This window comes from Mesorhizobium sp. 01N446, from assembly GCF_056399285.1.
In genome coordinates this window covers 88376-101488 of sequence record NZ_JBFTRA010000003.1, presented here as the reverse complement: position 1 = coordinate 101488, position 13113 = coordinate 88376, and the positions used below count along the sequence as shown (strand labels likewise).

16 protein-coding genes are annotated in these 13113 nt (G+C 62.5%); 12 read left to right on the top strand and 4 right to left on the bottom strand.

What is annotated here, in order from left to right:
* Positions 1–144: 144 nt before the first annotated feature.
* The 4 genes from AC1DPX_RS14745 to AC1DPX_RS14730 all read right to left on the bottom strand — a co-directional run bounded on the left by AC1DPX_RS14745 (position 145) and on the right by AC1DPX_RS14730 (position 3079).
* Positions 145–399, bottom strand: a complete 255-nt coding sequence (locus AC1DPX_RS14745) for an AbrB/MazE/SpoVT family DNA-binding domain-containing protein (RefSeq protein ID WP_477238255.1) — start codon at positions 397–399, stop codon at positions 145–147.
* A gap of 46 nt (positions 400–445) precedes the next feature.
* Positions 446–1858, bottom strand: a complete 1413-nt coding sequence (tldD, locus tag AC1DPX_RS14740; RefSeq protein WP_183457445.1) for a metalloprotease TldD — start codon at positions 1856–1858, stop codon at positions 446–448.
* A gap of 118 nt (positions 1859–1976) precedes the next feature.
* On the bottom strand, positions 1977–2444 hold the full coding sequence (locus AC1DPX_RS14735; protein ID WP_202355311.1) for a YbjN domain-containing protein: 468 nt from the start codon (positions 2442–2444) through the stop codon (positions 1977–1979).
* A gap of 74 nt (positions 2445–2518) precedes the next feature.
* Positions 2519–3079 carry an invasion associated locus B family protein gene (locus AC1DPX_RS14730; protein ID WP_477237652.1) on the bottom strand — a complete coding sequence of 187 codons (561 nt, stop codon included), beginning with the start codon at positions 3077–3079 and terminating at the stop codon, positions 2519–2521.
* 376 nt (positions 3080–3455) lie between these two features.
* Here AC1DPX_RS14730 and coxB point away from each other — a divergent pair, with 376 nt between their 5' ends.
* The 12 genes from coxB (at position 3456) to rnhA (ending at position 13096) form a co-directional block, all read left to right on the top strand.
* A complete protein-coding gene (coxB, locus tag AC1DPX_RS14725) occupies positions 3456–4340 on the top strand; it encodes a cytochrome c oxidase subunit II (RefSeq protein ID WP_244730448.1) in 885 nt (294 codons plus the stop codon).
* Between the two features lie 38 nt (positions 4341–4378).
* On the top strand, positions 4379–6031 hold the full coding sequence (gene ctaD / locus AC1DPX_RS14720) for a cytochrome c oxidase subunit I (protein ID WP_202355308.1): 1653 nt from the start codon (positions 4379–4381) through the stop codon (positions 6029–6031).
* 74 nt (positions 6032–6105) lie between these two features.
* Positions 6106–7050, top strand: a complete 945-nt coding sequence (locus tag AC1DPX_RS14715) for a heme o synthase (protein WP_477237650.1) — start codon at positions 6106–6108, stop codon at positions 7048–7050.
* Positions 7051–7052: 2 nt separating this feature from the next.
* Positions 7053–7211: a hypothetical protein gene (locus AC1DPX_RS14710; protein WP_202359565.1), complete on the top strand. Its 159-nt coding sequence runs from the start codon at positions 7053–7055 to the stop codon at positions 7209–7211.
* Positions 7211–7843: a cytochrome c oxidase assembly protein gene (locus tag AC1DPX_RS14705; protein ID WP_202355306.1), complete on the top strand. Its 633-nt coding sequence runs from the start codon at positions 7211–7213 to the stop codon at positions 7841–7843. Before AC1DPX_RS14710 ends, AC1DPX_RS14705 begins: the two co-directional genes overlap by 1 nt.
* A gap of 1 nt (position 7844) precedes the next feature.
* Positions 7845–8723, top strand: a complete 879-nt coding sequence (locus AC1DPX_RS14700; RefSeq protein ID WP_202355305.1) for a cytochrome c oxidase subunit 3 — start codon at positions 7845–7847, stop codon at positions 8721–8723.
* A gap of 92 nt (positions 8724–8815) precedes the next feature.
* On the top strand, positions 8816–9307 hold the full coding sequence (locus AC1DPX_RS14695) for a L,D-transpeptidase family protein (protein ID WP_477237648.1): 492 nt from the start codon (positions 8816–8818) through the stop codon (positions 9305–9307).
* Between the two features lie 21 nt (positions 9308–9328).
* Positions 9329–9715: a DUF983 domain-containing protein gene (locus tag AC1DPX_RS14690; protein ID WP_095771026.1), complete on the top strand. Its 387-nt coding sequence runs from the start codon at positions 9329–9331 to the stop codon at positions 9713–9715.
* The gene (locus AC1DPX_RS14685) at positions 9712–10467 is read left to right on the top strand and encodes an SURF1 family protein (RefSeq protein WP_477237646.1); all 756 of its coding nucleotides are present in this window, start codon (positions 9712–9714) and stop codon (positions 10465–10467) included. The genes AC1DPX_RS14690 and AC1DPX_RS14685 overlap by 4 nt, the downstream gene beginning before the upstream one ends.
* Positions 10468–10572: 105 nt before the next feature.
* Entirely contained in the window at positions 10573–11583 is a 1011-nt protein-coding gene (gene ispH / locus AC1DPX_RS14680; protein ID WP_202355302.1) for a 4-hydroxy-3-methylbut-2-enyl diphosphate reductase, read from the top strand.
* 5 nt (positions 11584–11588) lie between these two features.
* The gene (locus AC1DPX_RS14675; RefSeq protein WP_477237644.1) at positions 11589–12566 is read left to right on the top strand and encodes a homoserine kinase; all 978 of its coding nucleotides are present in this window, start codon (positions 11589–11591) and stop codon (positions 12564–12566) included.
* Complete coding sequence (rnhA, locus tag AC1DPX_RS14670) at positions 12563–13096, top strand: ribonuclease HI (RefSeq protein ID WP_202355300.1); 534 nt, start codon at positions 12563–12565, stop codon at positions 13094–13096. The genes AC1DPX_RS14675 and rnhA overlap by 4 nt, the downstream gene beginning before the upstream one ends.
* Positions 13097–13113 lie beyond the last annotated feature (17 nt).

Sequence of the window (13113 nt, the reverse complement as noted above, 5' to 3'; positions counted from 1 at the left end):
TTAAACATTTAAGAAGGCGTTAACATGTTCGTGTTCGGGCCACGCAACGCGGGGTGACGCACTCCGCCAAGCCGTCATCGCGCTATGCTTCTTTCACATCCCCAAACCCAGCGGCTTGCCAGGCACCGAAAGACGACATTGGTATCAATCGCTGGCTTGCCGCCGCCGTGCCTCGGCGAGAACGCCGCCGTCCATCTCCTCAAGCGTCTTCGGCCTGCAGCTGTGGGGCAGGGAACCAAAGACGTCTTGAGGCCGGGTTGCGGCGAAGGGAGGTGCTTGCTTCAAAAGAACGCCCTCCGGCGTATCTTCGACCTCCAGGCCGGTACCAACGCCCCATTTCCTGCGCTTGCGGATCGCGCTGGGCAGGACCACTTGCCCCTCGGTCGAGACAGTGGTGATGGGTTTTTCGGGCTAGCCATCAGAGCTTACCTCTATGCAGTCTCGATCAAACCCTGGTGCCGCCCACCGTCATCTGGTTCATGCGCAAATGCGGTTGGCCGACGCCGACCGGCACGCCCTGTCCGGCCTTGCCGCACATGCCGATGCCATTGTCGAGCTTCATGTCGTTGCCGACCATCGAGACGCGGTGCATGGCGTCAGGCCCATTACCGATCAGCATGGCGCCCTTGATCGGTTGCGTCACCTTGCCGTTCTCGATCATGTAGGCCTCGGTGCAGCCGAAGACGAATTTGCCCGAGGTGATGTCCACCTGGCCCCCGCCGAAGGAGACGGCGTAAATGCCGTTCTTGACCGAGGCGATGATCTCGTCCGGCTCCATGTCGCCTGAAGTCATGTAGGTGTTGGTCATGCGCGGCATCGGCTGGTGCGCATAGCCTTCGCGCCTTCCGTTGCCGGTTGCTTTCATGCCCATCAGCCGTGCGTTCTGCCGGTCCTGCATGTAGCCGACCAGCTTGCCGTCCTCGATCAGCACGTTGCGGGCCGAAGGCGTGCCTTCATCATCAACGGTGAGCGAGCCGCGCCGCTCGGGGATGGTGCCGTCGTCGACGACAGTGACGCCCTTGGCGGCGACCTGCTGGCCCAGCAGGCCGGCGAAGGCCGAGGTCTTCTTGCGGTTGAAGTCGCCTTCCAGCCCGTGCCCGACGGCCTCGTGCAGCATGACGCCCGGCCAGCCGCTGGACAGCACGATGTCGAAGGTGCCTGCGGGGGCGGGGATGGCCTCGAGATTGACCAGCGCCTGCCTCAGCGCTTCCTTGGCGGCGTGCTTCCAGCTGTCCTCGATCAGGAAGTCGCCGAACGCCTTGCGTCCGCCCATGCCGTAGGAGCCGCTTTCCTGGCGGTCGCCGTCGCCGACCACGACGGAGACGTTAATGCGGACCAGCGGCCTGATATCGCGCACCACCTGGCCGTCGGCGCGCACGATCTCGACATGCTGCCAGGACGCCGCGAGCGAGGCCGTCACCTGGCGCACACGTGGATCCTCGGCGCGCAGCCAGGCATCGATTTCCTGCAGCAGCTTTGCCTTGGCCTCGAAGGAAGGCGAGGGGATCGGGTTCTCGTCGCCGTAGAGATGGCGGTTGGTGCGAGCGGGCGCGGCGGCAAGCGTACCGGAATAGCCGCCCTTGACGGTCGAAACGGCAGCCGCGGCGCGCAGCAGCGAGGCCTCGGACAAGTCGCTCGAATGGGCGTAGCCGCTGGCCTCACCGGCGACGGCACGCAGGCCAAAGCCCTGGTCGGTGTTGAAATTGGCGGTCTTCAGCCGGCCATTGTCGAACATCAGCGCCTCGCTCTCGCTGTATTCGAGAAACAGTTCGCCGTCGTCGGCGCCGTTGATGGTGTCGGCAACGATCTGCTTGATGCGATCGTCGGAAATATCGAATTGGCCGATCAGGCTGTTCATGGCGCATCCATTCGTCGGAAGAGAGCTTGTTTCCCCCGATGTAGGCGCGAAGCCGCGCCGAGACAATCGTCCCGACGCGCCGCAAGGGCAAATGCGCTTCGCCGACAGACCGCCGGCGTCACTTCTGGTTGATGAAATCCTTGATGTTGGTGGTCATCGAATCCCAGTTCGAGAATTGTTCCTCGAGATTGGCCTTGGTGATGCCGCCGATGAAGGAGACATCCATCTTGAAGTTGGATCCGTCGCCGGAAAACGCCTTCACCCAGCGGTACTTCTTGTTCCACGCATTGGCCTGCTCGGCCGTGAAGGCGTCGGTGTAGCCCGAGGAAAACTGGATCGATTTGCACTTCTCGTGGTTTTCGCAACCATAGAAGTAGATCACGTACTTCATGCCTTCGAGCCGGCCGGAGACCATCGGGTCGCCGCCATCGTCCTTGTCCAGCTTGGCGGAACCGTAACCCTTGGCGATTTCGAGAATTGCCGCCGGATCAGGCGCCGTGATGATTTCGGTATCTTCAGCCCAGGCAACGGAACCGGCGCCGGTAAAAATCAGACCTGCGGAGAAAAGCAAGGAAAACGAACGCATGATGACCCCCACCGCCAAACCCCATCCCATGGGAATTCTGCGTCAGGGTCAGGTTTTTCGCAAGCGCCCGGCTGTCAGGGAAGCGCGGCGAAGCCGTCGGCAAAACCCTTGAGGTCGACAGGAATGCCGATGCCTTCTTCCGGCGTCTGGAAGACGATGAATGTCGCCGACGTGCCGGTCTTCAGCGTGTCGAGCAGCGGCTTTTCGAGGATGACCTCGGCATAGCAGCCGTCCTGGAAGCAGCGCACGAAATAGGCGCGGCCGATGTCCTTGCCGTCGACATTGAGGCCGAGCCCGTTCGGCAAAAGCACGCCGAGCGGCGCCAGCACGCGCAGGATCTCGGCCTTGTTGTCGGCGGTGCGCAGCACGACCACCGACAGCCCCATCTCCGGACGATCCTCGGCGACGACATTCTGCATCATCACGCATTGTTCGGAGGTGGCGCCCGCCGGCGTGTCACAGATGATCGACCAGGCGCCATGCGTCGAGCGCACCGTGCCGCTTGGCTGGGCGGCATTGGCTTGACCGGCGACGAACAGACCGGCCGCGGATAAAGCGGCAAGAAACATGGCCCTGACCAGGATGCTCGAAAGCCCCGGTCTCGTATGCCCCAGTTCCGAAAGCCAAGAGTTCATGACGGCTCCATTGCGAATCACGGCACTTTAAGCCGCGCTTATGCCAAGTAAAGGACGAGACCGCTGCCGAACTGTCCTGAAACAGGCAATACAGCGCTTTTCCCTGCCAAATTCGCCTGAATTACGACGCTTCGCGCACGTCGCCGGTGTGAGGCGGGCTGCCTGTCGAACATAGGCGATTCGCCGCCATGGACGCTGCCCCACAAGAGCCATCTCAGCCTGCGCGCAAAAATGCCGCACAGTTTCCTCCGCTCCTTTCTTGCGGAGGGAAAAAGAGTATGGTTTGAACCACCTTGAGACTGTCGGGATTCCCGTCCCGGCATTGTTCGTTATTCTCGTTGGCACGGCCGCGAGGAACTGGGAGACGAAGAGGGCGATGAGAAATTTCCTAGCAGACGCCAAGTTTCTAGCCAGTGCTGGGGCTGCCACCGCGCTTTTCGCCGGCACGTCCGCCCATGCCGACCAGCCCGTGGCGTGGGAGACGACTTTCCAGGCGCCGGCGACCGACATGATGCGGCAGATCGAATGGTTCGGAAATTACACGATGTGGTTCATCGTCCCGATCACCATTCTGGTGCTGCTTCTCCTCGCCTACTGCATCGTCAGGTTCCGCGCGAGCGCAAACCCGGTTCCCTCCAAGACCAGCCACAACACGCTGATCGAGGTGATCTGGACCGTCGGCCCTGTCGTGATCCTGCTCTGCCTCGCCATCCCCTCGTTCCAGCTCCTGACCGCGCAGTACACGCCGCCGGAAGAAGCCAAGCTGACCGTCAAGGCGACCGGCAATCAGTGGAACTGGGACTACGAATACCAGACCGACAGCACGCTCTCCTTCAATTCGGCCATCCTCCAGGATGGTGATCGCGCCAAGGCCGGCAAGGAGGATCGCAAGGTCTATCCGCGCCTGCTCGCCGTCGACAATGAACTGGTGGTGCCGGTCAACACGATGACGCGCGTGCTCGTCACCGCGACCGACGTGATCCACTCCTTCGCCATGCCGTCCTTCGGCATCAAGATCGACGCCATTCCGGGGCGCACCAACGAGACCTGGTTCAAGGCGGAGAAGGAAGGCATCTTTTACGGCCAGTGCTCGCAGCTTTGCGGCAAGGACCACGCCTTCATGCCGATCGCCATTCGCGTCGTCTCCGACGCGCAGTTCAAGACCTGGCTGGCTGCGGCCAAGACCGATCTGCCCGGCGCCAACAAGACGCTGATGGCCGAGGTCGATGGCCAGAACAAGGTAGCGGCCGCCGGCAATTGATGCCGCGGGTTAGCAAGATTTAGGGAACGGAGCGGAACATGGCAGACGCTGCAGCTCACGACAGCCACGACCACAAGCCTTATCATGGCTGGGTGCGCTGGGTCTATTCGACCAACCACAAGGACATCGGCACGCTTTACCTGATCTTCGCGATCATGGCCGGCATCATTGGCGGCGCCCTGTCGGTTGCCATCCGCATGGAGCTGCAGGAGCCGGGCATCCAGATCTTCAGCGGTCTGGCGCAGATGGTCTACGGCATGAACGGTGACGCCGCGGTCGACGGCGGCAAGAGCATGTACAATGCCTTCGCCACCGCGCATGCGCTGATCATGATCTTCTTCATGGTCATGCCGGCCCTGATCGGCGGCTTCGCCAACTGGATGGTGCCGATCATGATCGGTGCGCCCGACATGGCGTTCCCGCGCATGAACAACATCTCCTTCTGGCTGCTGCCGCCGGCCTTCATCCTGCTGCTCACCTCGATGTTCGTGCCGAGCGCGCCGGGCGCCTACGGTGTCGGTGGTGGCTGGACGCTCTATCCGCCGTTGTCGACCTCGGGTCAGCCCGGGCCAGCCATGGATCTGGCGATCCTGTCGATCCACATCGCCGGTGCCTCGTCGATCCTCGGCGCCATCAACTTCATCACCACCATCTTCAACATGCGCGCTCCGGGCATGACGCTGCACAAGATGCCGCTGTTCGCCTGGTCGGTGCTGGTCACCGCCTTCCTGCTGCTGTTGTCCCTGCCGGTCCTGGCCGGCGGCATCACCATGCTGCTCACCGACCGCAATTTCGGCACCACTTTCTTCGCGCCCGATGGCGGTGGCGATCCCCTGCTGTTCCAGCACCTGTTCTGGTTCTTCGGCCATCCGGAAGTGTACATCCTGATCCTGCCGGGCTTCGGCATTATCAGCCATATCGTCTCGACCTTCTCGAAGAAGCCGGTGTTCGGTTATCTCGGCATGGCCTACGCCATGGTCGCGATCGGCGCCGTTGGCTTCATCGTCTGGGCGCACCACATGTACACGACCGGCCTGTCGCTCGACACGCAGCGCTACTTCGTCTTCGCCACCATGGTCATCGCGGTGCCGACGGGCGTGAAGATCTTCTCCTGGATCGCGACGATGTGGGGCGGGTCGATCTCGTTCAAGACGCCGATGCTGTGGGCGCTGGGCTTCATCTTCCTGTTCACCATCGGTGGCGTCACCGGCGTCCAGCTGGCCAATGCCGGCCTCGACCGCTCGCTGCATGACACCTATTTCGTCATCGCCCACTTCCACTATGTGCTGTCGCTGGGTGCGGTGTTCGCGATCTTCGCCGGCTGGTACTACTGGTTCCCCAAGATGACCGGCTACATGTACTCGCCCGTCATCGCCAACACCCACTTCTGGGTCACCTTCGTCGGCGTCAACCTGATCTTCTTCCCGCAGCATTTCCTTGGCCTCGCCGGCATGCCGCGCCGTACCATCGACTATCCGGACGCGTTTGCCGGCTGGAACTACGTGTCGTCGATCGGCTCCTACATCTCGGCCGTCGGTGTCCTGATCTTCCTCTACGGCGTGTTCGAAGCCTTCCAGAAGAAGCGGATCGCCGGCGCCAACCCATGGGGCGAGGGCGCCACCACGCTCGAATGGCAGCTGCCTTCGCCGCCGCCGTTCCACCAGTGGGAGCAGCTGCCGAAGATCAAGTAAGGCGGCACCCGCCCGAATACGAAACCGCCGGCCCGCCGGCGGTTTTGGCCAACGGAATGATGGACTGAGTACGCATGGCCCTAGTTGACGAAACCAGCATTGACGAAGCGGGCTTCCGCATGTCGGAAGCGACGGCGGGCGATTTCTTTGCCCTGCTGAAGCCGCGCGTCATGTCGCTGGTGGTGTTCACGGCCTTTGTCGGGCTGGTCGCCGCTCCGGTGACCATCAACCCGCTGCTGGCAGTGATCGCCATTCTGTCTATCGCCATCGGTGCAGGCGCCTCGGGCGCGCTCAACATGTGGTACGACGCCGACATCGACGCGGTGATGACCAGGACAGCAAGCCGCCCGGTGCCGTCCGGCCGCATCCAGCCGCACGAGGCGCTGAGCTTCGGCCTGGTGCTGTCGGTGCTGTCGGTGATGACGCTTGGCGTGCTGGTCAATTGGCTGTCCGCGACGCTGCTGGCATTCACCATCTTCTTCTATGCCGTCGTCTACACGATGTGGCTGAAGCGCTGGACGCCGCAGAACATCGTCATTGGCGGCGCGGCCGGCGCCATTCCTCCGGTGATCGGCTGGGCCGCGGTCACCGGCTCGGTCGGCCTCGAAAGCATCGTCCTGTTCCTGATCATCTTCCTGTGGACACCGCCGCATTTCTGGGCGCTCGCGCTGTTCAAGTCCGAGGACTATGAGCGTGCCGGCATCCCGATGATGCCCAATGTCGCCGGCCAGGCCTCGACCCGCCGCCAGATTTTCGCCTATGCGCTGGTGCTGGCCCCGGTCGGCGTGGCGCCATGGCTGCTCGGCTACACCACGCCCTTCTATGGCGTGGCCGCCATGCTGCTCGGGCTCGGTTTTGTCTGGTATGCGTGGAAAGTGCTCCGCATGGCCGACGACGACCGCGTCATGAAGCCGGCCAAGGCGCTGTTTGCCTATTCGCTGCTTTATCTCTTCGCCATCTTCGCTGCCTACCTGGCCGACAGCGTCGTCGAACGCGCGCTTGCCATGGGTGGAGCATGATCATGGTCGAGGAAAAGCTTGAGACGGTCACCTTGACCGATCGCCAGAGGAAGGCCCAGCGCAGCCGATCCATCGCCATAGGCGTGGCGCTGGCGGTGCTGGTCGTGATTTTCTACATCGCCACGATCGTCAAGTTCGGCCACAATCTGGGCACGATGTGATGAGCGTCGAGATGTCCAAGAAGCCGGTCGGCAAAAACAGCAACCGCGTCGTCGCGGCTGTCTGCCTTGCCTTCTTCACCGGCATGATCGGCATGGCCTATGCAGCCGTGCCGCTCTACAAGATGTTCTGCCAGGCGACCGGTTATGGCGGCACGACGCAACGTGTCGAGAAGCAATATGCCGGCCGCGTGCTCGACCGCGAGATCACCGTGCGCTTCGACGCCAACATCGCCGGCGTACCGTGGGAGTTCCAGCCGGTCCAGCGCTCGATGACCATGAAGATCGGCGAGACGGTGCAGGCGCATTATCAGGCGACCAACAAGTTCGATCGCCCCGTCACCGGCCGCGCCACCTTCAACGTGCAGCCGGAACTGGCGGGGCCCTACTTCAACAAAGTCGAGTGTTTCTGCTTCACCGATACGTCGCTGAAGCCTGGCGAGACGCTGGACATGCCGGTCCTGTTCTATGTGGACCCCGATATCGTGAATGTGCCGGAACTGAAGGACGTGAAGACGATCACGCTGTCCTATACGATGTTCCCGGTCGAGAAGAACAAGCCGGTTGCCTCTTCGGAGCCGGTCCAGGGCACCAGCAAGACAGTTTCAGATACCGAAGCAAATCTCGGGGGTTGATATGGCAGACGCGCACGCAAAACATCACGACTATCATCTCGTCGACCCAAGCCCGTGGCCTTTCCTGGGATCGGTAGGCGCACTCGTCATGGCCTTCGGCGGCGTCTGCCTCATGGAGTATTTGAAGGGCGGCTCCTTCCCGATCTTCGGCTACAACATCGCCAACCCGTGGCTGTTCTTCATCGGCCTGGTGATCGTCCTCTACACCATGTTCGCCTGGTGGTCGGACACGATCAAGGAAGCGCATGAGGGACATCACACGCGGGTCGTGTCGCTGCATCTGCGCTACGGCATGATCATGTTCATCGCCTCGGAGGTGATGTTCTTCGTCGCCTGGTTCTGGGCCTATTTCGACGCCAGCCTTTTTGCCGGTGAGGTTCAGAACTACGCGCGCCACACATTTACCGGTGGTGTCTGGCCGCCGAAGGGCATGGAAGTTCTCGATCCCTTCCACCTGCCGCTTTACAACACCATCATCCTGCTCCTGTCGGGCACCACGGTCACCTGGGCGCACCATTCGCTCATCCATGGCGACCGCAAGGGCCTGATCAACGGCCTGGTGCTGACCGTCGGCCTCGGCATGCTGTTCACCATGGTCCAGGCCTATGAGTACATGCACGCTCCGTTCGGCTTCAAGGATTCCATCTACGGCGCCACCTTCTTCATGGCGACCGGCTTCCATGGGTTCCATGTCATCATCGGCACCATCTTCCTGCTGGTCTGCCTGATCCGGGCGATGAAGGGCGATTTCACGCCCAAGCAGCATTTCGGCTTCGAGGCCGCCGCCTGGTACTGGCACTTCGTCGACGTGGTCTGGCTGTTCCTGTTCGCCTCGATCTATGTCTGGGGATCGGTCGGCGCGGTGATTGAAGGCCACTGATCCGGTCCTTAGCATTTCGATTTTCGTGAAGGCGGCCGCGGCGACGTGGCCGCCTTCTTCTTTTCGGCGCAATGATTGCCGATCGATTGCCAATGCGGCTGACAATTCCCTGGGCGATCTGCGCCTTCATCCTCCTGGCTTTCCCGGCTCTGGGGGCCGAGAAGGTCGATCTGGTGCGTGTCCACAAGGCGGAGCGGCGGCTGGAACTGATCGGTGACGGCAAGGTCCTGCGCAGCTATGGCATCGCGCTTGGCGGCGATCCCGTTGGCCACAAGCACCAGGAGGGCGACCAGCGCACGCCCGAGGGGCGCTATATGCTCGACTGGCGCAACCCCAACAGCATCGCGCACAGGTCGATCCACATCTCCTACCCCGATGCCGACGATCTGGCGGCGGCAAAGGCGCGCAATATCGACGCCGGTGGCATGATCATGATCCACGGCCAGCCGAATGGGTTCGGCTGGTGGGGCTGGCTGCTTCAATTGGTCGACTGGACTGATGGCTGCATTGCCGTTACGGACTCCGACATGGACGAAATCTGGGCAATGGTGGCCGATGGGACACCGATCGAGATCGAGCAATAGCGATGAGTGGCGGCCCTACCCATGAGTGAAGACAAGGCGATCTGGCCTCCGATCGAACCGATATCGGCCGGCCTGCACGGCCGCTGCCCGCGCTGCGGCGAAGGGCGGCTGTTTTCGGGCTTCCTCACCGTCGGCAAACGCTGCGTCAATTGCGGCCTCGACTATTCCTTCGCCGATGCCGGCGACGGACCGGCGGTCTTCGTCATCCTGATCATCGGCTTCATCATCGTCGGCCTGGCGCTCTGGGTCGAGGTGACGCTGAGCCCGCCGCTCTGGCTGCATCTGCTGGTCTGGATCCCGCTGGCCCTGGTGCTGTGCCTGACGGCGCTGCGGCTGATCAAGGGCGTGCTGCTCACTCTCCAATATGCCAACAAGGCGGCTGAAGGCCGGCTGGACCGCGGCGAATGAGCGAGGCATCCGTCAAAAGTACCGGCCGTTCGCGGCCTCGATCGGCATTGCTGCTTGGTCTTGGCCTTGTGCTGCTGCTGATCCTGCTGGCGCTCGGCACCTGGCAGGTCCAGCGCCTGCACTGGAAGGAAGGTCTCCTGCAGACCATCGACCAGCGCACCCATTCGGCGCCGCGGCCGCTGGCCGAGGTCGAGAAGCAATTCGCCTCGACCGGCGACGTCGACTACACGCCGGTCACCGTCTCCGGCACGTTCCTGCATTCGGGCGAACGGCATTTCTATGCGACCTGGGATGGTGACGCCGGCTTCAACGTCTACACGCCGCTTGCGCTCGACGATGGCCGCTTCGTGCTGATCAATCGTGGTTTCATACCCTATGATCTGAAAGACCCCGCCAAGCGCGCCAAGGGGCAGGTGACAGGCAAGGTTACCATCACCGGGCTTGCCCGCAATCCGCTGCCGGCAAAGCCGTCGATGATGCTTCCCGACAATGACGTGGCCAAGAACATCTTCTACTGGAAGGACCGCGACGTCATGGCAGCAAGTGCCGGCCTGCCAGCCGGGTTCACCCTGGTGCCGATCTTCATCGATGCCGACAAGACGCCCAATCCCGGCGGTCTGCCGATCGGCGGCGTCACCATCATCGACCTGCCGAACAGCCATCTGCAGTATGCGATGACCTGGTATGGACTTGCAGCGGCACTCGCCGCTGTGCTCATCCTGCGGCTTCGCCGTCCCGCGAAAGAGGAATGAACGCAAGCAGCGCTTCCCTTTCTACCGACACCCTCGACAGGGCCCGCTCTTGACAGAACAGGGGTAGGCACCTCATTTCGGCGCTGACGAACCGGCCAGGATTTAATGCTTCAGACAACCAACAAGCCTCCGCTGACGATCCGGCTCTGCCAGCCGCGAGGTTTTTGCGCCGGCGTCGACCGCGCCATCCAGATCGTCGTGCTGGCGCTGAAGAAATACGGCGCGCCGGTCTATGTCCGCCACGAGATCGTGCACAACCGTTACGTTGTCGAAGGGCTGCAAAGCCTTGGCGCCGTCTTCATAGAGGAACTCTCCGAGATCCCGGCCGAGCACCGGCAGTCGCCGGTCGTCTTCTCGGCGCATGGCGTGCCGAAATCGGTGCCGGCGGATGCCCAGGCGCGCAACCTCTTCTATCTCGACGCCACCTGTCCGCTGGTCTCCAAGGTCCACAAGCAGGCGATGCGCCATCAGCGGCTTGGCCGCCATGTGCTGTTGATCGGCCATGCCGGACACCCCGAGGTGATCGGCACGATGGGGCAATTGCCTGAGGGCGCGGTCACGCTGGTCGAGACCGAAGCAGATGCCGCGAAGCTCGTGCCTGCCGATCCGAAGGCGCTTGGCTTCGTCACCCAGACCACATTGTCGGTCGAGGACACTGCCGGCATCATCCGTGCGCTGAAGGACCGCTTTCCCGATCTGCAGGCGCCTGCGGCGGAATCGATCTGTTACGCCACCACCAACCGCCAGGAAGCGGTCAAGGACACCGCCCCGGGCGCTGATCTCTATCTGATCGTCGGCGCCCCCAACTCCTCCAATTCGCGCCGCCTTGTCGAAGTGGCGGAGCGTGCCGGCGCCACGATGTCGCTTCTCGTGCAGCGCGCCGCCGAGATTCCGTGGAATGACATCGGCAATATTTCGACGCTCGGCCTGTCGGCAGGGGCATCGGCGCCGGAGATCATCGTCGACGAGATCATCGACGCGTTCCGCCAGCGCTTTGATGTCACCATCGACCTCGCCATCACGGCCACCGAAACAGAGGATTTTCCGGTCATGCGGGTACTGCGCGATGTCGAACTGACACCGGCCGACATGGCCTTCGTCAATGGAGCCGCGTAAGGCACATGGCGGTCTACACCGACGTTGCGGAGGGCGAACTCGGCGCTTTCCTGAAGCATTATCCGGTCGGCGAACTCCTGTCCTACAAGGGCATCGCCGAAGGTACGGAGAACTCCAACTTCCTGCTGCACACCTCCAGCGGCTCCTACATCCTGACGCTCTATGAGAAGCGCGTCGACAAGGCGGATCTGCCGTTTTTTCTCGGGCTGATGGGCCATCTCGCCAACAAGGGCGTGTCCTGCCCGCTGCCGGTGACCGCGCATGACGGCAGCGTCATCGGCACGCTGGCCGGCAGGCCGGCGGTCATCATCACCTTCCTCGAAGGGCTTTCGCTGCGGCGGCCGACGGCGACGCATTGCGCCGAGGTCGGCAAGGCGCTGGCCGCCTTGCATCTGGCCGGGGCCGATTTTCCGATGAACCGTCCGAATGCGCTCGCCATCGACGGCTGGCGCAAGCTTTGGAACGCGGCCCGCGACCGCGCCGACGAGGTCGAGCCGGGTCTCGCGGCCGAGGTCGATGCCGATTTCGCCGATTTCGAGCGCAACTGGCCGAAGGGCCTTCCGGCGGGCATCATCCACGCCGATCTGTTTCCGGACAACGTCTTCTTCCTCGGCGAAAAGCTCTCCGGCCTGATCGACTTCTATTTCGCCTGCGACGACCTCTATGCCTATGATGTCGCCACCTGCCTCAACGCCTGGTGTTTCGAGAAGGATTTCTCCTTCAACCTCACCAAGGGCAAGGCCCTGCTCGCCGGCTATCAGAGCGTGCGCCCGCTGAGCGCAGAGGAAAAGGCGGCGCTGCCGATGCTGTCGCGCGGTTCGGCGTTGCGTTTCATGCTGACCCGGCTCTACGACTGGTTGACCGTTCCCGATGGCGGCCTGGTGATGAAGCGCGACCCGACCGAATATATCAGGCGGATGCGGTTTCATCGGGCAATCAAATCGGCTTCGGAATATGGATTGGCCGAACACGGGGTATCATGAGCAAACAGGTTGAAATCTTCACCGACGGTGCCTGTTCGGGCAATCCCGGCCCTGGCGGCTGGGGCGCCATCCTGCGCTTCAACGGCACCACCAGGGAGCTTTCCGGTGGCGAGGCTGAAACGACCAACAACCGCATGGAGCTGCTGGCCGCCATCTCGGCGCTGAATGCGCTGAAGGAGCCTTGCACGGTCGAGCTGCACACCGACAGCAAATATGTCATGGACGGCATTTCCAAGTGGATCCATGGCTGGAAGAAGAACGGCTGGAAGACCGCCGACAAGAAGCCGGTCAAGAACGGCGAACTGTGGCAGGCGCTGGATGAAGCCAACCGGCGCCACAAGGTCACCTGGAACTGGGTCAAGGGCCATGCCGGCCACACCGAGAACGAGCGCGCCGACGAGCTCGCGCGGGAAGGTATGGCGCCGTTCAAGAAGGGCTCTTTCAAGCCGGCGGTTTCAGCGCCGAAGCCGGATGTCCAGGCAAAGCAGCCATTGGCTACGAAGGCGCGTCGTTCGACCCAGAGCTATTGAGTTCCCGCGGCCGGTCC

Bases quoted from the DNA above. Each gene is read 5' to 3' on its own strand.
- AC1DPX_RS14715 (WP_477237650.1), top strand. From the start codon at position 6,106: ATGGCCCTAGTTGACGAAACCAGCATTGACGAAGCGGGCTTCCGCATG.
- AC1DPX_RS14685 (WP_477237646.1), top strand. From the start codon at position 9,712: ATGAGCGAGGCATCCGTCAAAAGTACCGGCCGTTCGCGGCCTCGATCG.
- tldD (WP_183457445.1), bottom strand. From the start codon at position 1,858: ATGAACAGCCTGATCGGCCAATTCGATATTTCCGACGATCGCATCAAG.
- AC1DPX_RS14730 (WP_477237652.1), bottom strand. From the start codon at position 3,079: ATGAACTCTTGGCTTTCGGAACTGGGGCATACGAGACCGGGGCTTTCG.
- AC1DPX_RS14690 (WP_095771026.1), top strand. From the start codon at position 9,329: ATGAGTGAAGACAAGGCGATCTGGCCTCCGATCGAACCGATATCGGCC.
- AC1DPX_RS14695 (WP_477237648.1), top strand. From the start codon at position 8,816: ATGCGGCTGACAATTCCCTGGGCGATCTGCGCCTTCATCCTCCTGGCT.
- AC1DPX_RS14735 (WP_202355311.1), bottom strand. From the start codon at position 2,444: ATGCGTTCGTTTTCCTTGCTTTTCTCCGCAGGTCTGATTTTTACCGGC.
- AC1DPX_RS14705 (WP_202355306.1), top strand. From the start codon at position 7,211: ATGAGCGTCGAGATGTCCAAGAAGCCGGTCGGCAAAAACAGCAACCGC.
- coxB (WP_244730448.1), top strand. From the start codon at position 3,456: ATGAGAAATTTCCTAGCAGACGCCAAGTTTCTAGCCAGTGCTGGGGCT.
- AC1DPX_RS14710 (WP_202359565.1), top strand. From the start codon at position 7,053: ATGGTCGAGGAAAAGCTTGAGACGGTCACCTTGACCGATCGCCAGAGG.
- ispH (WP_202355302.1), top strand. From the start codon at position 10,573: ATGCTTCAGACAACCAACAAGCCTCCGCTGACGATCCGGCTCTGCCAG.
- rnhA (WP_202355300.1), top strand. From the start codon at position 12,563: ATGAGCAAACAGGTTGAAATCTTCACCGACGGTGCCTGTTCGGGCAAT.
- AC1DPX_RS14700 (WP_202355305.1), top strand. From the start codon at position 7,845: ATGGCAGACGCGCACGCAAAACATCACGACTATCATCTCGTCGACCCA.
- ctaD (WP_202355308.1), top strand. From the start codon at position 4,379: ATGGCAGACGCTGCAGCTCACGACAGCCACGACCACAAGCCTTATCAT.
- AC1DPX_RS14675 (WP_477237644.1), top strand. From the start codon at position 11,589: ATGGCGGTCTACACCGACGTTGCGGAGGGCGAACTCGGCGCTTTCCTG.